Consider the following 22,336-nt stretch of genomic DNA (forward strand, 5'->3'; position numbering starts at 1 on the left):
AAATGACACAGATGTTGAAGTATGGTACTCTTTTTGCCATAGCTACTTTGATCTCTCGAGTAACTGGTCTGTTGAGAGATGTGTTGCTTGCACATAAATTCGGTGCAGGTATAGAATTTGATGCTTATGTGATTGCGATTTCCTTCCCATTTTTGCTTCGCCGGGCTTTTGCCGAAGGTGCCATGACTTCGGCGTTTGTGCCACTGTACAATGAAAAGAATAAAAGTAATGAATTTGCTTCTTCTGTTATCACAGTACTTGGGATTGTGACTGTTTCATTGACTGTTTTAGTTGAGATCTTTCCTGGGATTGTTCCTACTTTGTTGTCGGGTGGCGCCAATGAACAGACCAGAGTCTTGGTATTATTACTTGCAAGAATAAGTATGCCTTTTATAGTTTTCATCTTTTTGTGGGCTGTTTTATATGCCATTCAAAATTCCTATAATATCTTCTTTATACCAGCACTTTCACCAACATTGATGAACATTGGTGTGATCTTAGGGACATTGTCTGCCGATATCTTTAATACTAAGATAATTGGTCCCACTTTGGGTTTTACACTTGGTGGGCTTTTCATGTTCATTTCTTTGGTACCTGCATCAAAAAGAGTTGGTTTTAAATATAAACCGAGCTTTGCGGGTATTCAAGAATTTTTAAAGCTTTTCTTTCCTGCACTCTTGGCGATGACTGTCTCGGAATTCAATGTTTTGATTGATGTGAATGTCGCTTCTTTACTTGGACCAGGCAATGTTTCGGCTATGCAATATGCTAATAGATTCTATCAGTTGCCTTTTGGTGTTTTTGGAGTCGCCATGGCAACTGTGGTCTTACCTATGATGGTGAATGAGTCAGAGAAATTCGAAAAGCATCTCTTTGATTCAGTTAAACTATCTTTATTCTTGACTGTCCCATCCATGTTAGGTTTGATGATTTTGAGCAAAAGACTCATCATTCTTGTTTATCAGCATGGTGCTTTCACATACCAAGACACACTCAGAACCAGCATCGTTCTTTTTTATTATTCGATCGGTCTGCCTCTTTATTCGATCATGGCTGTTCTTTCGCGAGCCTGCCATGCAAGAAAAGATATGAAAACACCATTTAAAGCAACACTCGTTTCATTCATTGTCAATGGTATCTTGGATTTCACGCTGGGTTTGACCATTGGTGTGGCTGGGATAGCACTGGCAACGTCCATTGCAGGCTTTTGTGGTATGATGTATCTTGTCTATAAAGTAAAACCAAAGTTCGATACACTTCATTTGCTAAAGATAACCCTTGCCTCTATTGTAATGGTTTGTACCATATTAATCGCATCGACTTACAGTAATTCGCGTCTTTTCACCATTTTACTTGTTCTGTTTGGCATAGCTGTTTACATGTTAATGTGTAGATTACTTAAAGTCCCAGAACTCAGAGAGCTTTTCAAGCTGGTTCGCAGATAAAACTCGCATAACCAACTACCTGTGCTGTGTCTTTTGTGACATCACCGCTTGTTGCGTGTTTCAACAGTTTTGGCTTGTCAAAATGTTTCATGAACAACAAAGCCGCGATTGATGAAAGCCCGCACATAGTGATTTTGTGTTTTGCGACAACTGTGTAAAGACCAAGTGGATCCTTTTCAGCTATCTTTTCTATTGCCATTTCATCTTTTCTTTTTGTTATTTCGGCACTTTCATAGTGATTGAGATCCGTAGAAAACACAAACAGAGTTGATGGATATTGTCTGGCGATTTCGTCCAAGCCAGTCGCTATTTTTTGACAGACATTTATGAATATTGGAAAAACAGAGATAGGAAGTATTTTGAATTCTCCAAACAAATATTGTAAAAATGGTAATTGTACTTCAAGTGAGTGTTCGTTCATATGTGCTTCATAATCTACGAGAGCTTCATCACAGTTTTTCAAGAATTTTTGTGCCGCATCTGTAGAGATTTCCAAAGATCCGAACGGAGTCAACCATTCACCTTGGTCCCAAACACCCACCTGTGAGCCAAAACCAGTGTGGTTGGGACCAACCAGGACTACGAGTTCTGGCTTTCCAAATTTTGCGGCCTCGGCATAGGCATGTGCCGCAACTGGTCCACTGTAGATATAGCCTGCATGCGGTACAATTATCGCCAGATTTTTCTCAAGTGATTTAACACTTTTATCTGGGATATAGCCAGGACCGAGTGGTGATAAAAAGCACTCTTCGATATTCGATTTCAATCTGGCAACTGATCCGGGATAAAAACTGCCAGCTACCACAGGAGATCTTTTCATTGTTCAATCACCTTTGCTGTTATGAAGATTATCAATTCACGTTTATCTTTTTCGTCGGTCTTCGTTCTGAACAACTGTCCGATGAAAGGTAGATCTCCAAGAATGGGTACCTTTGAATGAGTTTGTTCATCCGTTTCTCTGATCAAACCACCGATTACTAATGTATCTCCATTCTTAATGATTACTTTTGTCTGTGCTTCGCGTGTGCTCTCACCGGGTATATCTATATTTGGATAATAGGTCGCTTTACTCACCTTGGTAAAAACAGAAAGTTCAATAGTATTATCCATTCGCACATATGGAGTTATCTTAAGCTCAATACCAGTATCTAAGAAATTCACAGTAACATTACCTTCTGCATCAACTGTTTGATATGGTATTCTGTCTCCAATCAATATCCTTGCTTCTTGTCCACTACTTGTTACAATTCTTGGACTTGCAAGCAAGCTGTTCAAGGTGTTTGAGTCGCTCAAATTGGCATTTACAGAGAGACTGGCTTTTGGTATGAGTGATAGTAGTTGTTGATAATCGAACATGTTTATGACGTTTGTCGTGATATTGAGTGTTCCATCGGTTAGACTGACGCTTGTATCTGTTCCAGCCAAACTGAATCCAAAAGAGAATGATCTTTCAAGACTGTCAAGCAAAGATCTGTCTATCAACCGCGCCTCGATCTCCACTTGTTTCAAAGGTTTTGAGATATCTACCATCAATTGTTCAACGCGTTCCTTTGCCTCAGCGTTCAAACCAGTTATGATGATCAAATCTTTCAGATCGTCCACGTAAACTTTGCCACCATAAAATTCGACCATGGATTTAACTTTATCAAGGTTATGAGGTAAGTTGTAAATGAATTTTTGCTCTAAAGTTCGATCGACGACTACTTCAACTTTTGGTTTTATGAAGACTGTAGCACTATCTGTTTCAACGAACGAATAACCATACTGCTCTTGAATTAATTTTTTGAACTGTTCCCAGTTCATTGAGGAAACATTCATTGTTATGTTTTCAGATGGTGTACTCACAAATATCAAAGATACTTCTAATGTTTGAGCAACAGCAGTTATCACTTCTTTCAAAGATTTGTCATCACAAACTATTGATACTGTACCGTCGCTGTTTTTTCTCACCTGAATAGGTTGAGTTTCTGCCTTCAGTATTTCTGCCTTTTGTTTTAATTTTTCAGAGAATTTTTCATACTCTAAGATTGCTTTTTCAACATCTAAAGATGGACCTGAAATCACGATGATACCAAGTTTTGGATATGCACTTATCTTCACCGTATTACCGATTGATTGTAGAAAACTCTGAAATTCATCAACGGGGATTTCTTCTTTGTACTCAAGGACTCTTGCTACTAATTCCGGCTTTGATTCTTCTGGTTTTATCTTGGGTAGAACAGATTGAATCTCGTCCAACAAAATCTGTGCTTTTTCTATTGCCTTTTTTTCACCGTGTAATATCATTATCTGATCTGCTGTATAGATATTTATCTGTGCTATCTTGCTCAATATGTCTGATATGTCTTTTAATGCAAAATCTTCCGGGACACGGACTATAGTGTATGTTTCTTCTTCTTGAAGGGATTTTCTGATTCCTTCCAAGAAATCACTTGCTTCTCTTATCTTCTCTTCTGTACCTGTGATTATGTAGAATAGTTCTGTCTTTTCAAGCTCGATTTCATAGAGTTTTGAAAGCATCAACTTTGCATCTTCAAAACTCAATTTTTGCACTATTGGTATAAGCTTCACTACTTTCTGAGGAACGATTGGTGTGATTAATGAATAAATTTTTTGTAGCTCCTCGATGGCTTTTTGTAGATTTTCCTGGTTATAAGAGCTGATTATAACTCTTCTGAGGGATTTCAGATTTGCTTCAATTCGAACATCAAATGTACTCTCAATCAAGGTTTTAACTTCAGTGTAAGTCTGATCATCGAATGCAACATTCACAGTCCTTATAAGCCTATCTTTGACAAAAGTCTTTAAGAAGGTTTTGGTTTTGTTCAGATCTTCTTCTGATCCTGTGACCTTTAGGATGTTTTGAACTGTAATACTCTCTATTCCATATATTTGATTCAATATTTGTGATACCTGTGTTGCGGTCTGTTCGTCATTCAAAAAGAAGACTTCGGATTGTTTTAGTGTGTAATAAAAACGAGTCAATTCAGATGCAATACTTCTGATGGCATTTCTTATCTCTAACGGAGCTATTATAAACAAGCCATCCTGCAGATCAACAAACCTCGATATTGGGACACCAAAAACTGTGCTGAGAGCCGAGATGACTTTTTCCTGGATGGGTTTTGGAATATTGAGTGGTTCTACCTGAATTTGCTCTGTGAAACCTAAGTCGCGTAGAACTGCTTCTGCAAGTTGTAATTGAATCTCTGAACCCTTGATTTCCAAAACGCCAAAAGGTAGTTCTATCACTTGAAGTCCTATATTTTCCAATATTCTCGATGCTTCCTGTGGATAGATCACTTTGAGCTGCTTTGATTGAGTTTGAGTTTCTGTTGTCTTTGTGGCTTGATCGGTAGGTAACTCTATTTTTGTCTTTTTAAACCTTTCTTCCAATTGCATGATATAGTTCACGACAGTTTGAACTGTTTTTGAGTCTCCTGTGATTATAAATTTATCAAGGCCTTCGAGCAAATTGAATTCAAAGGTGTAGACATTCTTCAGTGAAGTGAGGAGTCTTGAGACATCTTCTACTGGAACAGAAACAGTTATTTCTCTTGTCACAGAAGGGGGAGCAACAGAAAGAATTTTGGAGATGAGTTCTTGCTCGTAGATGTCACCATACACGAACAACAGAGCTTTGTTAGGAAGGTAGGTCATGATCGTCGTTGGAGAAAGGATTTTTTCTATCTTTTGAACGATATCTTCACTGACTTCGTAGATACCCCAGAATTGGGCAAATCTCTGTGAGATTTCTTTTTTCGTTCCTATGTGAAGTGTACCATCAGGCATATAACTATAAGCCAGCGGTTCTGTACCTATTTTAATGGTCAAAAGTAAATTTCTCAAAGCTTCTTCAGGTGTTATGTTTGAAAGTTTTAAAGCCAATTTGGCAGTTTTTACCGTGTCAGATAAAACAACGTTCAAATTGAGTTCTTCGGAAAGAAACTTCACAGCAGTTTCAAGATTGCTTCCTTCAGTTAGAGCAAGATCTATGCGTTTATCAGAGCCTTTAAATGCCACCTTCAGTGTTTTTCCAGCGATCTCTATTGATGGTTCTCTTGGTATCAGCAATTGAAATAGAACCAATGAACCTTGGTATGTACCAATAGCTCTGAGTGAATCAACAGGCCCATAGGCAACTGGTAAAAAGAAAGGGGAATTTGCCAAGTTCACATTCTTGAGATGTATCGAAACAAGAGAACCGGCAGCATTTTTCTCAACAAAGATGTTATCTTTGGTAAGGCTTGCATCGGTATCGATGCGAAAAATCACCTGCCCATCTTGAAAACTTGGGCCGATACTTGTAATCTGTGCTCCGTATGCGATTGCTATGAGCAGCACCAGGATTAATGCAAGGGTTTTCTTCATAGATGTCCCCCCTCATCTTATCGTTAATAAATTTCCCGTTTGTAAATCGAGAATCGCTACAGCAAAACTCGTTACGTGCAAGATCAGATATCTGCCATCGAGCACATCATCTGGTGATTTTTTGAAGGCCTGCCCTCCTGTACTAAGCAAGACAAATCTCTCAGTTTCACCCCTCGCATAACCCACAAATTTGTAACCAGACAAAGGTTCAATTGATGAGAGCATATCTGCATTCAATTTTTCTTTATCGAATTTGAGTAAAAAAGGTTCAAACGGATTTATGTTTTGCACAGTTTGCTGGAATTTTTCTGATATGTTCTTCAAATCGTCAGGTCCCAATCTCTTCCTAAGTGGTGGGATTTGCTGGTTTGTCTGAGCAACCGTGACAGGCTTTACTGTCTTTCCATAGAAAAACAGAAAATAGATAGCTATGCCCCATACACCGATTAACAATATCAGCAAAAGGACAATTCTTCTATTCATTCGATCATCACACCCGTAAAAACGATCTTGAAAGTCACAGAACCTTTTTCGGTGATGCCAAGAACCTCTACTGGCACTTTCAGATTGTTTGTGACTGTCAGTGATTTGATGCTCACATTCGCCGAGTTGAGAATTTTGTAGAGTATATCTGAAAAGTCTTGAGATGAACTCTCTCCTTGGATGACATACGTTCCATCTTTCTGAGCCGTGAAGTCCAATCCCAATTTCTGTACAAGATCTTTGATCTGGTTGAGTTTTATCCTTGGCTCTATTGTTTTTTCGAGCTGATCAACATAATCTTTTTTTGCCGTGACATTCTTATCGTATTCAAGAAGTCTCACAAGTTCGGCATCTATTTTCTCGGCAAAAGTGTTGAATCTGAGATAATCATAGACATCGAAATAAGCTGCGAGAGCTACGAAGATCAAAATAGCCAACAAAATACCGACTTTGCGCGGCATGATCATCGCCTACCTTGAACGGTAACCTTTGTGAGTTGCATTGACAAAAAGCTCATCGGTGTATTGTATTCTACTAATTTATCCACTTTGTAACCAAGATCGATCAATTTTTGAGCGAGTTTTTCTATCGTTGACTGAGTATCAGGTTGGTACAATTCATAAATTGTAAACAACAACTGTCCATCGAAGTTCATTTGTGAAAGCATCATCCAGTCTTTTTGCTCTTTATTCCAAAGGTTCAGTATTTCTTTTATATGAGCACTGCTGTTTGAATAATCGAGCATATGCGTTTCGAGCAAATCTATTCTCTCCTGTAATCTCTTACTCATATTGTAGAGAGTTTGATTCTGGCTAATCACGTTTTGTAACTGATCTTTCAATCCAGAGACCTTCAACTCAATTTTGTATTTTTGCAACACATAACTGTGCTCGGCTTTCAGAGAATCTATGACAGATTTTTTGTAAAATTCACTTGTGAATCTCACTGCAAAGACTGGAGCAAGGAGCGCCGCTAACAGTATGAAAAAAGATGATAGCTTTAGAACCTGTTTCTTATGCCTGTACAAGTTTATTTTTTCCAAATTCAGCACCACCTCTCACCAAAAGCCCAAGCACACCAATCCCCACTTCATTACATTTTACAGAAAATTTGGTACCTTGAACTTTACCTTGGAATGATTCAAATTGATTGAATACTCTGACGTAAAACTCGATCAACGCTGGTGGATCACACAGAACGTAAAAATTAGATACATCCCTTATTGAAGTGTTGGGCAAAACAGTATTCAACAAAAATATTATCTCTCGTTCCACTGTATAAGGTAAATCGGTGAGAAGTGAACTTGTCAAAGATGCGATATTTGATGTGCTTAGTGCATCTACTTTCTTATGTATATCTTCCTGGGTGATACCAGTTTCTTCCACAAGAATATCCATTAGTTCCCAAGTTGAGTAGGCAAAGGTCCTAATTGCTACGGGAATCTTTGCTATGAATATCACGACTGCACCGTATTCAGGTGTGAATAATAATAAAACAGATGTGGAAGTGGTTGGTAAATCGATCAACTCAAAATACTTGAACAAGTCTGGTAAAACAACATCTGGTTCCAAGAAACCTGCCTGAGCTATTGTGGATACAACTTGGTTTATATCCCTTTGTCTTGATACCACAATAAGCATCTTATTCAATGTATTTCTAATTGATTCTACAACAATTTCATTGGCTGGTAGATTCAAAAGTCTTGAAACCTCGGTTCGTGCATAATCTTTATCTTCTTGGGGTTTAAGACCAGATGGTACATCGATAGTATAGAACAACAAGTTCTCATTGGGAAAATTTACAGTCACTATATCTTCGATATCTGGTCGGATCTTATGAGAGAACTCTTTGAGCAACTCAGATGGATTTTCATCTTTCTTGAGATCCTTATAAAAATCTTGTATTAGGGTGAGAATACCTCTCGACTTTCTACCTCTTGCGAGTGATACATATCGACTGGTTATATCTATTGCTGTAATCATTTTATGAAATATTTGCATTTAATCACCTCTTTATATTGATCTTTGTTACAACAGGTGGAAATGTGATAGTCCAATCGACTGCTTCGATCGTTCCAGCTCTTAAGACACTATTTGGCGAAATCAATATTGCCAGATTATCCTTTCCTCTTACCTTGACTCCACTGTCTATTTCCATAATTATTGTCTTTGGTTGTCTGCCATTTCCAATTGTAACTGCTCTGATTCTCAAATCTTTTTCGTGTTGTCCAACCGTTACCGTCCCTGGTATCTCGCCATCAACCCATTCTAAGGCTTTGTAGATAGTACATTTGATGTAATATGGTTGAATTTCATTTCGTATCTTGTCTATCCAAGAGAAACTGTAGATCATACAACATACAAAGCCAAGCATTATAAGAACTTTGAACAGTAACTCTAACGACAGACATCTTCACCTTCCTATCGTTTGCTGCAATTGAAAGATGGTACTGTACATTGTAAAAGCCATAAAGGCTATGAATCCACCTACTCCTGCGATTAACATTGGTTCGATCAGAGACACCAGTTTCTTCACGCCTACTCTAACTTGATCTTCATAAAAATCTGCAACCTTTGCCAATACTTCTTCGAGCTTTCCCGTTTCTTCTCCTGTACCAACCAATTCATAAACAATTTGTGGAAAGATCCCTGCTTCTATCATTGCCTGTCTCAAACTCGCGCCTTCTTTAACTCTTTCACTTACTTGTTTACTTCTCTTTATAACCCGTGGACTGTTAGAAGCTGCAGCAGCCATTTCAACAGCCTTTGTCAGTAAAACACCGCTGCCTGTCAGCACAGAGAGAGTCCTACAGAAGCGTTCGATACCCATCATATTTCGCAGTTTAGCAGCTGGTGGAAATAGAGTAGAGAAAAACTCCTTCACATAAGCTGAGAATCTGGTTTTCATAAAGATCACAAGCCCAATGACCACAAAGATAGCTGCGATCAATGAGCCAAGCCAATGATTGCTCAAAAATTTGTTTACATTCATGAGAAAACTTATGATGCCAGAAGTCGGTATACTTCCAAAGGCACTTATCAATCTCGGCAGTATATAAAACGATATGATGAATATCACACCTATTGCAAACACCAAGACAAATATTGGATAAGCCATGGCAGATTTAACTTCATCTTGTAAACGTTTGGAGGACTCATAAAAATCAGCAGCCTTTTCGAGTGATTTATCGAGTACACCACCTTCTTCTCCCGCAGAAACCAGGTTTATGAAGATCGAATCAAAGACTTTCTCGTTTCTCAAGGCTTCAGAAAAGGTCGAACCAGCTTCCAATGAAACAACAAGGTGATTTATGGTCTTACGAAATCTACTCGAAAAAACTACCTGGTTTGATAAAATTGCCAGTGCGTCTTTGATTCTCACTCCTGCACTCACCATAGTTGAAAGTTGCCTTGAAAAAATCACCAATTCGGCAAGTGATATACCAAAAAACGCGTGTTCTTTTCTTGAACCTGTTTGTTCAACACTTAAGACTGCATATTGTCTTTTCTTCAGTAGATCTATGAGTTGTGACTCGCTGTCAGCTTCTAAAACACCTTTGACTTTCTTACCTGTTCTGTCAACGGCAATGTATTTGTAAAAGGCCACTTATCCACCCTCTTGTCATAGAGTATACCACTTTGTAAAATTTGGAAATCGTTACAAAATAGCTTTCCTAAGATTTTGGTAAATGAATTTATGTGAGACATAGTTTTGCTCTCGTAAATCTATTATATTTTATATCATTTAATCTATATGATTTTTCAATCTGATATGTCGATGTTTTTTGATGATACTCTCTAATTTTTGACTACTGTGGTTCTTTAGGACACTTTGTTCTCGTTTTTCTTCTTTTGTGAGATATAAGTTACAAAGTGATGCTATCGTTACATTTAAGCAATTATAATGTAATACAAACCGCACCAAGGTTGCGGATGTGAAACATTGGTTGGATAAAATTCTTTTACAGATGGTACAATAAACATTAGAAAGAAAAAATTATTTTTAATGGGGAGGTGTGGTAAATGAAAAACAGGTTCTTCGCATTAGTTCTTTTGATCGCCTTGATAGTTCCATTTATGGGATTGGCTGCGGATTTTCCAACAAAACCCGTGACGATCATTGTCCCATGGTCTGCTGGTGGAGCAACTGATTTGATCTTCCGAGCCATTGCTTCGGTTTTTCCAAAATACGCGAATGGTCAGCCACTTGTAGTGAACAACATACCTGGTGCCGGTGCGGTGACAGGTGTCATGGAATTTTTGAAGGCAAAGCCAGATGGGTACACGCTACTTTCTTTCGCAACGCCTATTGTCACAAAGATTCACTGGAGCGAAGTCAAATTCACCATTGATGATTTTGTCACAGTAATCAATATCGTCAACGATCCAAGTTATATATTGGTGAGGGCTGATTCACCATACAAAACACTTAGTGATCTTGTCGAGGCAGCCCGGAAAAATCCCGAGACGATCACCATGGGTAATGGTGGTGCCGGTGGAGGTAACCATCTTGTCGCGGTGGCATTTGAAGAATTTGTTGGTGTCAAATTCATACATGTTCCACACAGTGGAGGAGGTCCAGCAGTTACAGCACTTCTCGGTGGACATGTTGATTGTGTGATGGCGGCGGCTCCAGAAGGAATGTCGAATGTTCAAAATGGTGATTTGAGAGTTCTCGCAGTTATGGGACCATCAAGACTCAGTATCTTCCCAGATGCACCTACGGCATTAGAACAAAGTTATGACTTCAGACTTGGTATGTGGCGTGGTGTTGCAGTACAAAGGGGAACACCATTAGAAACCATCAAGGCACTTCACGATATCTTCTACAAGTGTATGAATGACCCTGAGTTTCTCGCAAAAGCTAAAGAACTTGGTAGTGTCTTGGCTTACATGGACTCTGCAACATTCCAAAATTTTGCAAGACAGCAAAGCCAGTTCTGGGAAAATCTCATGAAATCCAAAAAACTCGGTGAAAAGTACGGCCAGTGAGAAATTTAAACTTCCTCCGCCCTTTTATGGGCGGAGGTTTTGGAGGAGAAAGATGGCAGTCAAGAAGTCTGATCTTGTTAATGGTTTGTTGATAGTCATTTTGGGGTTGGTATTCTACATCAGTACTCTGAAGATAAAGCCTGCTAAATTGGGATTGAGTCCTGCGGATTTTCCAAGACTTATCACGATTGCGATGATGATTTGCGGTGTGGCGCTTGTTTTGAAAAGTTTTTTGTCAAAGAGTTCTTCTAAGAAAGAAATCGATTTTGGTTTCATAAAAAAATTCGTCGCACTTATTGTGGTGTTCATCGTATATGTGTGGTTACTAAATAAGATTGGTTTCTTATACCTAACACCTTTTTTCGTATTTGGAACGGCGTACATTTTTGGAATGAAAAAAATCTATGTGAATATCTTACTGAGTATTGGTACGACAGTTGTTGTTTATTATATTTTCTCGAGAGTTTTTCTTGTTCCTCTACCTGATTTTTCTCTCTAAGGGGTGCATATGATGTTGAGTTACTGGATTGATGGAATAAAGATAGCTTTGCAGCCATCGAATTTTATGTTAATACTCTTAGGGGTTGTCGGCGGAATCATAGTTGGTGCTTTACCCGGTGTGACTTCTTCGATGGGTATAATCCTTCTTTTACCTTTCACATATTATCTTGGCCCAAAGATTGCGCTTTTGATGCTTGTAGGCATGTATTGTGCATCGATGTTTGGTGGGTCAATATCTGCAATTTTACTACGAACACCTGGTACACCTTCTGCAGCAGCAACAGCGTTAGATGGATTTCCTTTGGCTCAACAGGGTAAAGCTGGGAAGGCTCTGAGCGCCGCATTGATAGGATCTTTTATTGGTGGAATTGCAAGCGGTGTCTGTATGGTTTTACTGGCACCATTTTTGGCGAAGATGGCTCTTAAATTTGGACCTGCGGAATATTTTTCGTTGGCTGTTTTCGGTTTGACTATCATAGCGAGTGTTTCGGGTAAGAGTTTATTGAAGGGAGCCATTTCGGGTCTCATTGGCTTGTTGCTTGCGATGATAGGTATAGACAATATCAGAGGGACAGAACGTTTAACCTTGGGAATCCCACAACTTGAAAGCGGCTTTGAATTTTTACCAGTTCTTATAGGTGTTTTTGCCGTTTCTGAAGTCATTCAAAGACTGGAGAAAAAACAGCAAATCGAGCAAGTTACAAAGAATATTTCTGGAATATGGCTGAACTGGAGTGAATTTCGATCGATTCTGATTCCAATTTGTTTTGGTGTTGTCATAGGCACAATAATAGGGGTGATACCAGGTACAGGTGGGACGATTGCGACGTTTCTTGCTTATAATGAGCTGCGAAGGTGGTCTAAAAATAAAGAGAAATTTGGTCAGGGAGCACTTGAGGGTGTGGCTGTGTGTGAAACAGCAAACAACGCAGTAACAGGTGGCGCAATGGTGCCGATGTTGGCCTTGAGTATACCTGGTGATGCCGTCACAGCGGTGATGCTTGGAGCGCTTATACTCATAGGTGTTCGACCAGGTCCAATGATGTTTGCTCATAATCCCGATATGATCTACACGCTCTTTGCAGGATGGTTTATTGTGCAATTTTTGATGTTGATCGTTGGCTTTGCTTCAATTTTAATTGCACCAAATATCTTGAAGATATCGGATCGCGTACTCATGCCGATTGTTCTTGTGCTTTGTATAGTTGGGTCCTTCTCGCTGAGAAACAACATTCACGATGTTGCGGTTGCACTTATCTTCGGTGTCATTGGCTATCTGATGCGAAAGGGTGATTTTCCACTTCCACCCCTTGTACTTGGGATGATCCTTGGTCCTGAGGCAGAACAGAATTTGAATCGGGCACTTTTGGTATCAAAAAACGACTGGACAATTCTATTCAAGCGACCAATATCTCTTGGTTTGTTAGTACTTGCAATCATATCTGTGACTATCAGTTTATTAGGATCTTATAGGGCTTCAAAAAAGAAAGGAGCTGCCAATGCATGAATCGGCAAGAAGAGGTAAATGTGAAATTTGAGAGGATTAGAAAATTCATGGATCAACACAATCTTTCTGGAATTCTCATCAAGAAACAACCGAATTTTTCTTGGATAACTGCCGGTGGATTGAACATGGTTGGTATAGCTACAGAAATGGGAGTTGCTTCTGTATTGATTACCAAAAGCAGGTGCTATGTGATAGCAAATCGCATAGAAGCACCGAGGATGAGAGACGAAGAAGTAGGAGAACTTGGATTCGAGATTATTGATTATGAGTGGTTTGAAAACAAGGAGATCGAGTTGGTAAAAAAGATCGTTGATGGAGAAGTTGGTTCTGACTTTCTTGTAGCGGGTTTTCGTTATGTAGAATCTGATTTGAACAAACTGAGATATGAGTTAACTGAAGCTGAGATTGAAAGATATCTGTATCTTGGTGAAAAGCTCTCAAAATCTCTCGAGAGTGTTTTACTTTTTACAAAACCAGGTGATGTAGAAGCAGAGATTGCCGGGAGAATAAGTGCAGAACTGTGGAAGTACAGAATTGATCCAACAGGTTTTATGGTGGCGGCGGATGAAAGAGCCAGGTTGTATCGACATCCTATTCCCACAATGAAAAAGATAGAAAAATCTGTGATGGTTTCTGTAAATGCGCGATACAAAGGTTTGATAACAACTGTAACTCGCATGGTGTATTTTGGCAAGATCCCAGATAGTTTTCTCAAACAGTATAGACAGAATGTTGAGATTGAATGTGTGATGATTGAAAAAACAAAAGTCGGTGAAAAAATGAATGTTCCCGTTCTTGCAGCCATAGAGGAGTACAAAAGACGAGGTTATCCTGATGAATGGAAGTTACATCATCAAGGCGGATCAATGGGTTATTATGCAAGAGATATAAGAGTCACACCTGATTGTGAAGAAATCATAAGGAAAAATCAGGCATTCTGCTGGAATCCAACGATAAGCGGCACAAAATCAGAAGACGGCTTCATAGCAACTGAGTCTGGACCGGTCATGATAACAAAACCATTTGTGTTCCCCAAAATAGAAATCGAAATCAACAAAACAAAATTCATTCGCCCAGACATTCTTGTTCTGTAGGAGGTATCACTGTGAAAAAGGTTCGCGTTGGAATGGTTGGAGTTGGTTTTATCGCAAAGATTCACATGGCTGCCTTTAGAGAGAATTACCCTCATGTCGAGGTTGTTGGTGTCTGTGCATCGAGAAGAGAAAATGCAGAAAGATTTGCTGCTGAATATGGAGTGCCATTGGTATTTGATAATTTTGAACAGCTATGCAAAAGTGATCAAGTAGATGTTGTTGATATATGTACTCCCACAAATTTGCACGAAGTAGTGATTTTTTGTGCGTGTGAGAACAGGAAACATGTCATATGTGAGAAGCCTTTGCTTGGTTATTATGGAGAGGATCGTCCTGAGTTGGAGAGGGTGGGGGTTGAGGTACCAAAGACAGAGATGTATCAAAAGGTCCTCAACAAGATAACTGCACTCGAGAAAAAAATAAGAGATTCAGGTATCAAGTTCATGTATGCAGAAAACTGGGTGTATGCACCTGCGATCGAGAAGATGAAGAAAATGATCAAAGTTTCAAATGGAGTTGTTTTTGAATTGAGGGCCGAGTGTAGTCACTCTGGTTCACAGGCATCCTATTCAAGGAGATGGAGAACATCGGGTGGGGGGAGTTTGATGAGGCTCGGTTCTCATCCGATAGGTGCTGCGATACATATGAAGCACTTTGAAGGACTTACGCGATATGGAAAACCATTAAAACCTGTTGCAGTGACAGCCCAGATAGCGTCTTTGACGAAAATGGAAGTTTTGAAAGATCGCCCCTGTTTTGTAGCAACGGGTTGGGAAGATGTTGAGGATTGGTCTGTGGCGATCATTGATTTTGAAGATGGTTCTAAGGCAACGGTTTTTTCAACAGATCTGAGTCTTGGTGGCGTGAAGAATAAAATGGAAATTTACATGTCAAACGGTGTGGTTGTTGCCAATATGACTCCAAATGATTCAATGATTGCCTTTGCACCTGTTGACGGTACTTGGAGAGATGAGTACATTTGTGAAAAACTTGAGACCAAAGCAGGTTACAGTTTTCCATCGGCAGATGAATTTTGGACAAGGGGTTATCCACAAGAAATGAAAGATTTTGCACTGGCTTTACTTGAAGATAGAGATCCTGTATCTGATTTTGATCTTGCCAAACAAACTGTTCAGGTGATCTATGCCGCTTATGTTTCTGCCGAGCTACAAAAGAAGGTGGAAATCGATTAACCCTCAAACCGTGTGGGGTGTATCTTGGGGGAATTTTTTGGGTAGGAGGGATTGAAGATGAAAAGATCTATCTTTGTCTTGGTGCTACTTTTATCGGTAGTGGCTTTCAGTGCACAGATCACTCTCAAGGCTTCCACACCATTTCAAAAAGGTCATGTTTTAGCTGATGCCATGGAATTGTTCAAAAACAAAATCGAGGTTCAGAGCAATGGTCGAATCAGTGTTGAATTAATTATCGGTCAAGCCTCAGAAGAAGATGTGAATAACCAGTGTGCTCAGGGTATTGTTGATTTACAATTTACCGGTGGACGACCTGTCGAGGTATTCGCACCACAGTATTTCTTTGTCAATGCACCATTTATCATCAAAGACTACGAGCACTTCTTGAGAGTATGGAATGGACCTTTGGGCGAAAAAGCAAAAGCACAAGTAGCAGAAAAAGGCAATATGATCTGTCTTGGAACTGTTTATCGTGGTTACAGGCAATTCACTTCGAACAAACCCATCTACAGCCTCCAAGATTTGAAGGATATTAAGCTCAGACTACCTGTTGTACCAACCTGGGTGAAAATATGGGAAGCAATCGGAGCAAAGCCCGTGACTGTGCCTTTGACAGAACTCTATCAAGCACTCAAAGAGGGCAGGGCAGAAGCATCTGAAGGAGATCTGACTCAGATCTCATCTTTTAAGCTGTATGAAGTACAGTCGTATCTCACTTTGACAAACCATTTGTGCGGTGTTGGCTGGGTTACTATGAACAAGACAACCTATGAAAAGTTATCTAAAGAAGATCAGCAACTTGTTAAAACGATAATGGATGAGGTTTGTGCATGGGCTACACAAAAGATAAGAGATAATGAAAGTAACATCATAGCTGAACTTGAGAAAAATGGCATGAAAGTAATCACGCTTGATTCTTCGACGCTTCAACAGATTAGAGAAATGGCAAAGCCAGCTATTGAAGAACTGTTCAAGACCACATGGCCTGTCACAACTTGGACTGAAGTTCTTGCACAATGAAAAAGGCTGCCGAAAGGCAGCCTTTTTTGTGTTATGATCTTAAATAGGTGAACAGGGGTGAAAAATACTTTAGAGACGACAGAAAGATCTTCTATATCATTTTTGGATAAGTCACTCATTGTATTCTCTTTTATACCTGTGTTTTTTTCAATCTTTCGGCTTAAGATCGTTCAGAGTATAGGTTATGTCGTTTTCCTTCTTGGTAGTATCTCTCCTGAATTACACGAAAAAATAGTGAATCAACAAATTCCACAAAGTGTGAAGACACTCTTTAGAGTTCATATCATCATACATTCATTGTTTGGACAATTTTTGGGTTTCTATGATCTTATACCATTTTGGGACAAGGGATTACATTTCATGGGTTCGTTGCTGGGAGTGATTTTATTTTATTTTATCGTGTCGACAGATTCCAAATTTTGGGAAGGTGAAACAAGGAAAAAGAGGGCTGTTTTTCTTTCTTTCTTACTTACAAATTTTGCTGGGATTATCTGGGAGATATCAGAATTCATATCGGATAAACTCTTTATACTTGGTGCACAAAAAGGATTAGAAGACACCATGTTTGATTTGATATTCAATCTTTTGGGTGCTTATCTGGGAGGGAGACTTTTGATCAAAATACATCGAGGTTTGATTCATGATAAGTAATGGGCTCAGAGAACATGCTATGAAAATAATAAACGAGACAATAGAAACTGTTTTACCTGATCAATCAGTTAAAAAAACTCTGATAAGTATGAACATCTCAACAGATGTTGTACTTGTTTCCATAGGTAAAGCGGCTTGGAGGATGGCAAAGAGCGCGAAAGAAGTTCTTGGAGACAAGATATCAAAAGGAATAGTTATCACTAAGTATGGCTACAGTCAAGGAGAAATAAAGGACATTGAAATCTACGAAGCAGGTCATCCTGTACCAGATGAAAACACGATTATCGCTACAGAAAGGGCTTTACAAATTGTGAGTGATTTGACAGAGAAAGATGTGGTTCTGTTTTTGATTTCTGGTGGTGGTTCAGCGCTTTTTGAAAAGCCAAAAGGCAATATTACATTGCGACAACTCCAGGATCTGACCGAGCAACTTTTGAAAAGTGGTGCAAGTATCATCGAAATAAATACTATAAGAAAGCATTTATCATCCGTAAAAGGCGGAAGATTTGCTCAGAAGGTTCATCCAGCCAAGATAATCTCACTGGTCTTGTCTGATGTCTTGGGAGATAGATTGGACAGTATTGCCTCAGGTCCAGCCTGGCCGGATTCAAGTACAAGTGAAGAAGCTCTGAGAATAATTCAAAAATACAACATAAAAGTTGATGATTCTCTTTTAAAAGAATTGAATGAGGAAACTCCCAAAAAATTGGAAAATGTCGAGAGCTACATAGTAGGAAGTGTAAAAATTGCGTGTGAAAAAGCAAGTCAAGTGGCATCAAAACTTGGATATAACACATTTATTCTGACAACCACACTCTCTTGTGAAGCGAAAGAAGCTGGTAGATTCATAGCATCCATCGCAAAAGAGATTGTTGAAAACAACAGACCAATCTCTAAACCAGCTGCGTTGATACTTGGTGGTGAAACAGTAGTACATGTAACAGGAAAAGGAAAAGGTGGTAGAAATCAAGAGTTGGTACTATCTGCCGCTATTGAAATAGATGGACTTGAGAATGTTGTCATTTGTTCTGTTGGTACAGATGGAACAGATGGACCTACCGATGCAGCCGGTGGAATAGTGAATGGTGCGACTTTTAAAAAGATGAAATCTATCGGGATAGATCCTGTGAAAATGCTTTTAAACAACGATTCTTACAATGCACTCAAGGCTGTTGGTGATCTTTTGATCACCGGACCAACTGGTACAAATGTCAATGATTTGATAGTTGCTTTGATCGACGATTGAGAAGTAAATATCCATATGGAGATCTCACCGTTTTTTAATAACTTTTTAATCTGTCGGAGCAAAAATTTTGTAAAACAAACAGACGATTTCCACCAAGGGGGTGGGTTCATTGTTTAGCAAGTTAAGATCTATTCTCTGTAAGGTGTTTTTATTCACCTTACTTTTTTTGATTGTTGGGATAACAACCATTTTTGGTGTTGAAACGTGGCAGAAGACCTTTGGAGGAAATAATGTCGACTATGGCAGGTATGTTTTAACTATAAACGATGGATTTCTCGCCGTTGGATCGACTTTTTCCTATGGAGCTGGTGGGTTTGATGTCTATGTTTTGAAAATAGATATTCACGGGAACAAACTCTGGTACAAGACTTTTGGAGGTCAAGCCGATGATTTTGCATTTTGCGTAGTTAAGGCAAGAGGTGGTTATTTGATCGCTGGTTGGACAAAATCCTTTGGTGCTGGAAAAAGCGATGTGTACATTTTGAAAATCGATGAAGATGGCAATAGATTGTGGGAAAAGACATATGGTGGTCCAGAAGACGATTATGCGTATCAAACGCTGGCGATTGATAATGGTTTTGTAATTGTTGGCAGTACCCGATCATTTGAAGGAAAATCGTCCCAGGCTTATGTCATAAAAATAGATGAAGAAGGTAAGACTTTCTGGGAGAAAAATTATGGCACAGAAAGTAGCGAAGGATTGTTCAGTGTCGAGAAAACAGTGGATGGTTATCTCGCTGTTGGTCAATCCAATAAATCGGGTAGTTTTGATGCGTATTTTCTGTGGTTGAGTGAGAATGGCGAAATGATAAAAGAAGAATATCGTGGCGGTCCATATGAAGATTTTATCTATCGCATAAAAAGAACAACAGATGGCGGATACATAGCTGTTGGGGCATCTGAGTCGCCTCAGTATAATAGAAATTTCTATGTTGTCAGATTAAACAATGCAGGCAAATTGTCTTGGGAAAGAATTTATCATGAACCTAAGCCAGATGTCGCACGTTGCGTATTGGAGATGACAGATGGTTATTTAGTCTTCGGCTCAACCAATTCTTATGGAGCAGGGTATGATGATTTCTATTTGATGAAAATCGATAATAAAGGAGAAAAATTGTGGTCAAAAACTTATGGAGGTAAAGGTTTTGATGTAGGCTATTGCATCAACACAGTACCAGCAGGTGGTTTCATAATGATAGGAGATACCACCTCGACTGGTTCTGGTGGGTTTGATATTTACATTTTGAGAGTTGATGAATTAGGTGGACTCTCGAATTAGCCTTTCATTTGCCTTCTTTTTTCTTTGTAGCCTCCGACACCTTTGTCATGGCTCTTATGATCAAAAAGACAACGAATGCGACTATGAGAAAATCGATACCTGCTGATATGACCTTGCCCCAATAGATGGCTTTGTATTGGAGTTGTTCTATTGACTCGATATTTGCTGCTTTGAGTGCCGGTTGAAAAATCAAAGGCATTAGAAGATCATTCACAAGAGAGCTGACGAATTGATTTAGCTTTCCACCGATGATGATGGCTACTGCAAGGCCTATCACATTGTACTGTTTAAGAAAAGCTGCAAATTCTTTAAACATTTTTCCCATGATCTTCCCCCCTTGAGATATGAAAATTTATTGAAATTGTTGACTCAATAATTCTTTTGCAAGATACTTATCCTGCAAAACCAATTGTGTATAAATTCTTATTCTTTCTTTGAAATCCTCTAAGGTTATCATTCCTCGACCGGTATAGATTCTTGTGAGCTTTGCTGGAAGTTTGAGTTTTTCAAAATCAAAACCGAGTCTCTCTTTCAGTATGTATTTCATACCATGAATTACACGTGAAACCTTGGTGAGTTGCTGTATATCTACATCGTATCCGAGTAATCTCAAACCTTTTTCTACGATATTTGGGGTATATGTGCCTCTTGCAAAAAGACAAGTTACAAGGGAGTTGGTGATCATTCTCCAGAGAGATTCTTCGTACATCATTTTGACTTCTTTTTCAAGATCCTGTTGTCTTCCTAAGAATTTTTGGTCGATGCTGTATCCAGCACAGTCAAGATGTGAGTGTCTTACACCGACTGCATATCCTACAAAGGCATCGGGTCCAGTCATGTTTCTGTTGAAATGTATTGCCAAGTCCTCGGCTCCATATTTTTTTGCACAGTGATAGACTCCTTTTTCAAGATCTCGGTAAAATTCATTCTTACCAGATGATATATTCTCCAAAACCTTCATGTAAGTTTGACTATCACCAAAACCCAATGCAAGACCATCGGTGTGTGAAAGATTGATTATTCCTTTCTGGAAGGCTTCAGTCGCCCATGCTAAGGCGACACCAATACTTATGGCATCCCAACCCTGTCTTTCTATGAATTGTAAGAGTTTTAGGACTTCTCCCGCATCGGCTATGCTCAAATTCGAGCCTATTGAATAAATCAGTTCATGGTCATAGGATACCTTTATTGTCTTGTACATATGTGGGTCTGCGAATAATTCTCTTAGTGTACCAATGTGGATACATCCAATTGGGCAATGCGAACATGAGATCTGTTGTGCGAGAAAATTTTCAGCAAAATATTCTCCACTGATTCTTTGTGCATTTTCAAAGAAGCCTTGGGAAAAGTTGCGAGTAGGAAGGCTGTGTATTTTTGATAAAGGTACAACATTTGCCGAAGTTCCAAGATCTCTATATTTGTATGTGTTTTCAGAAAAAGCGAGATCTTTGAAGAGTTCATTATAAAATGCTTGGTATTCCTTTTTGTCTGAAATAGAATTATACCTGTTTCCCGAGATCACAACAGCTTTGAGATTCTTTGATCCAAGTATCGCACCTAAGCCAAGTCTTCCAAAATGTCTCGAGGAGTCAACGGTAACACATGCAATTGGCGACAATCTCTCTCCTGCAGGACCTATTCTTACTATGCTCTTTTTTCCTTTTCTGTTGTCTTCTTTTTCACGCAAGATTCTTTCAACTGAAAGTGCACTCCTTCCCCACAAAGATCGACATGGAACTAAATTAACTCTTTCATTGTCGATTGACAGATAAACAGGTTTTTCTGCCTTACCCGTAATTTTGATTACGTGAAATCCAGCAGCGAAGATGGCCAACGAAAGCCTTCCGCCGGCATGCGATTCGCCAAGATCGCCTGTCAAAGGAGATTTAAAGATCGCCACCGTCTTTGAAGCACTTGGGAAATAATTATTAAAGGGACCTATGCCAAAAAAAATCGGTGCTTGTGGTGAAAGAGGATCCAATTCTCTGGTCAATTCTCTCAGAGCAAGATATGTTAAGACCCCCGTACCACCTATGAATCTTGAAAAAAGTTCAGATATATCTTTGACCTTTGTCTGTCCTGTACTGAGATCTATTTCAAGCATTTTGTACATTGCCTATCACCTCTTGCATTTCTAACACATTTGTTGGGCAATACATGACACAGATTCCACAGTGCAAACAAGGCAAAGGAAGTTTTGTTTCCTCATCCCACTGAAGTGCACTTGCACTGCATGCCTTAACACATTTCATACAATGTGTACATTTTTCTTTTTCTAATTCAACGCCATAACCTCTCTTCGAAAGCTTGAGTGCACCTGTAGGACAAACCTGTGCACATTCTGGATCAAGGCAAGCCTGACAGACTCTCACCGAGAATGCCCCTTCAACTCCAGGATAATTTTTCACTCTCATAGCTGATTTTTCTATCCCTATTATGTTATGCCACGCTCTGGAGCATGCAAACATACAAGAATAACAACCTATACATCTTTCTCTGTCCTTGACGGATAATTTTTTGCCCATCTCTGTATTCCCCCAAGGTTGGTTTTTAAT

Annotated in this window: 21 protein-coding genes; 10 read left to right on the top strand and 11 right to left on the bottom strand. The window is 39.2% G+C overall.

Translation table 11 applies throughout. The features are described from left to right. Nucleotides 1–2 precede the first annotated feature (2 nt). Nucleotides 3–1,445, top strand: a complete 1,443-nt coding sequence (gene murJ / locus TSP02S_RS02000; RefSeq protein ID WP_041081492.1) for a murein biosynthesis integral membrane protein MurJ — start codon at nucleotides 3–5, stop codon at nucleotides 1,443–1,445. Here the strand turns inward: murJ and amrB are convergent. The 8 genes from amrB to TSP02S_RS02040 are packed head-to-tail and all read right to left on the bottom strand — an operon-like array spanning nucleotide 1,426 to nucleotide 9,905. Further along, nucleotides 1,426–2,265 carry an AmmeMemoRadiSam system protein B gene (gene amrB, locus TSP02S_RS02005; RefSeq protein ID WP_041081493.1) on the bottom strand — a complete coding sequence of 280 codons (840 nt, stop codon included), beginning with the start codon at nucleotides 2,263–2,265 and terminating at the stop codon, nucleotides 1,426–1,428. The genes murJ and amrB overlap by 20 nt on opposite strands. Beyond that, nucleotides 2,262–5,816 carry a type II secretion system protein GspD gene (locus tag TSP02S_RS02010; protein WP_041081494.1) on the bottom strand — a complete coding sequence of 1,185 codons (3,555 nt, stop codon included), beginning with the start codon at nucleotides 5,814–5,816 and terminating at the stop codon, nucleotides 2,262–2,264. Before TSP02S_RS02010 ends, amrB begins: the two co-directional genes overlap by 4 nt. Before the next feature lie 12 nt (nucleotides 5,817–5,828). Then, on the bottom strand, nucleotides 5,829–6,299 hold the full coding sequence (locus TSP02S_RS02015; RefSeq protein WP_041081495.1) for a hypothetical protein: 471 nt from the start codon (nucleotides 6,297–6,299) through the stop codon (nucleotides 5,829–5,831). Further along, the gene (locus TSP02S_RS02020; protein ID WP_041081496.1) at nucleotides 6,296–6,760 is read right to left on the bottom strand and encodes a hypothetical protein; all 465 of its coding nucleotides are present in this window, start codon (nucleotides 6,758–6,760) and stop codon (nucleotides 6,296–6,298) included. The genes TSP02S_RS02015 and TSP02S_RS02020 overlap by 4 nt, the downstream gene beginning before the upstream one ends. A 2-nt stretch (nucleotides 6,761–6,762) precedes the next feature. Then, nucleotides 6,763–7,341 carry a hypothetical protein gene (locus TSP02S_RS02025; RefSeq protein ID WP_041081498.1) on the bottom strand — a complete coding sequence of 193 codons (579 nt, stop codon included), beginning with the start codon at nucleotides 7,339–7,341 and terminating at the stop codon, nucleotides 6,763–6,765. Continuing rightward, complete coding sequence (locus tag TSP02S_RS02030) at nucleotides 7,313–8,299, bottom strand: hypothetical protein (protein ID WP_041081500.1); 987 nt, start codon at nucleotides 8,297–8,299, stop codon at nucleotides 7,313–7,315. Before TSP02S_RS02030 ends, TSP02S_RS02025 begins: the two co-directional genes overlap by 29 nt. A 4-nt stretch (nucleotides 8,300–8,303) precedes the next feature. Further along, the gene (locus TSP02S_RS02035; protein WP_171816303.1) at nucleotides 8,304–8,651 is read right to left on the bottom strand and encodes a hypothetical protein; all 348 of its coding nucleotides are present in this window, start codon (nucleotides 8,649–8,651) and stop codon (nucleotides 8,304–8,306) included. 60 nt (nucleotides 8,652–8,711) lie between these two features. Continuing rightward, a complete protein-coding gene (locus TSP02S_RS02040; protein ID WP_041081504.1) occupies nucleotides 8,712–9,905 on the bottom strand; it encodes a type II secretion system F family protein in 1,194 nt (397 codons plus the stop codon). 416 nt (nucleotides 9,906–10,321) lie between these two features. On the opposite strand from TSP02S_RS02040, the gene TSP02S_RS02045 reads away from it, so the two are divergent. The 9 genes from TSP02S_RS02045 to TSP02S_RS02085 all read left to right on the top strand — a co-directional run bounded on the left by TSP02S_RS02045 (nucleotide 10,322) and on the right by TSP02S_RS02085 (nucleotide 19,781). Continuing rightward, entirely contained in the window at nucleotides 10,322–11,290 is a 969-nt protein-coding gene (locus TSP02S_RS02045) for a tripartite tricarboxylate transporter substrate binding protein (protein WP_041081506.1), read from the top strand. Nucleotides 11,291–11,342: 52 nt separating this feature from the next. Continuing rightward, on the top strand, nucleotides 11,343–11,789 hold the full coding sequence (locus TSP02S_RS02050) for a tripartite tricarboxylate transporter TctB family protein (protein ID WP_041081508.1): 447 nt from the start codon (nucleotides 11,343–11,345) through the stop codon (nucleotides 11,787–11,789). A gap of 12 nt (nucleotides 11,790–11,801) precedes the next feature. After that, a complete protein-coding gene (locus TSP02S_RS02055) occupies nucleotides 11,802–13,298 on the top strand; it encodes a tripartite tricarboxylate transporter permease (RefSeq protein ID WP_041081509.1) in 1,497 nt (498 codons plus the stop codon). After that, a complete protein-coding gene (locus TSP02S_RS02060) occupies nucleotides 13,295–14,392 on the top strand; it encodes a M24 family metallopeptidase (protein WP_041081510.1) in 1,098 nt (365 codons plus the stop codon). The genes TSP02S_RS02055 and TSP02S_RS02060 overlap by 4 nt, the downstream gene beginning before the upstream one ends. Nucleotides 14,393–14,403: 11 nt before the next feature. After that, the gene (locus TSP02S_RS02065) at nucleotides 14,404–15,585 is read left to right on the top strand and encodes a Gfo/Idh/MocA family protein (RefSeq protein WP_052465270.1); all 1,182 of its coding nucleotides are present in this window, start codon (nucleotides 14,404–14,406) and stop codon (nucleotides 15,583–15,585) included. 57 nt (nucleotides 15,586–15,642) lie between these two features. Further along, the gene (locus TSP02S_RS02070; RefSeq protein WP_041081512.1) at nucleotides 15,643–16,605 is read left to right on the top strand and encodes a TRAP transporter substrate-binding protein; all 963 of its coding nucleotides are present in this window, start codon (nucleotides 15,643–15,645) and stop codon (nucleotides 16,603–16,605) included. Nucleotides 16,606–16,662: 57 nt separating this feature from the next. Then, nucleotides 16,663–17,256 (top strand): hypothetical protein, encoded by a 594-nt coding sequence (locus TSP02S_RS02075; RefSeq protein WP_052465271.1) that lies wholly within the window; start codon nucleotides 16,663–16,665, stop codon nucleotides 17,254–17,256. Next, on the top strand, nucleotides 17,246–18,502 hold the full coding sequence (locus TSP02S_RS02080) for a glycerate kinase type-2 family protein (protein ID WP_041081514.1): 1,257 nt from the start codon (nucleotides 17,246–17,248) through the stop codon (nucleotides 18,500–18,502). The genes TSP02S_RS02075 and TSP02S_RS02080 overlap by 11 nt, the downstream gene beginning before the upstream one ends. A 166-nt stretch (nucleotides 18,503–18,668) precedes the next feature. Further along, entirely contained in the window at nucleotides 18,669–19,781 is a 1,113-nt protein-coding gene (locus TSP02S_RS02085) for a hypothetical protein (protein WP_232503744.1), read from the top strand. A gap of 4 nt (nucleotides 19,782–19,785) precedes the next feature. Here TSP02S_RS02085 and mscL read toward each other — a convergent pair whose 3' ends face one another. From mscL to TSP02S_RS02100, 3 genes are read right to left on the bottom strand one after another with little or no spacing between them, the layout of a single operon-like run. Beyond that, nucleotides 19,786–20,106, bottom strand: coding sequence for a large conductance mechanosensitive channel protein MscL (gene mscL / locus TSP02S_RS02090; RefSeq protein WP_070104613.1), 321 nt, complete (start codon nucleotides 20,104–20,106; stop codon nucleotides 19,786–19,788). Between the two features lie 27 nt (nucleotides 20,107–20,133). Beyond that, a complete protein-coding gene (locus TSP02S_RS02095) occupies nucleotides 20,134–21,894 on the bottom strand; it encodes an aldehyde ferredoxin oxidoreductase N-terminal domain-containing protein (RefSeq protein ID WP_041081516.1) in 1,761 nt (586 codons plus the stop codon). Then, complete coding sequence (locus TSP02S_RS02100; protein ID WP_041081518.1) at nucleotides 21,878–22,306, bottom strand: 4Fe-4S binding protein; 429 nt, start codon at nucleotides 22,304–22,306, stop codon at nucleotides 21,878–21,880. Before TSP02S_RS02100 ends, TSP02S_RS02095 begins: the two co-directional genes overlap by 17 nt. Between the last annotated feature and the right edge of the window lie 30 nt (nucleotides 22,307–22,336).

The sequence above is a fragment of the Thermotoga profunda AZM34c06 genome (assembly GCF_000828675.1).
GTDB classification, from domain to species: Bacteria; Thermotogota; Thermotogae; order Thermotogales; family DSM-5069; genus Pseudothermotoga_B; species Pseudothermotoga_B profunda.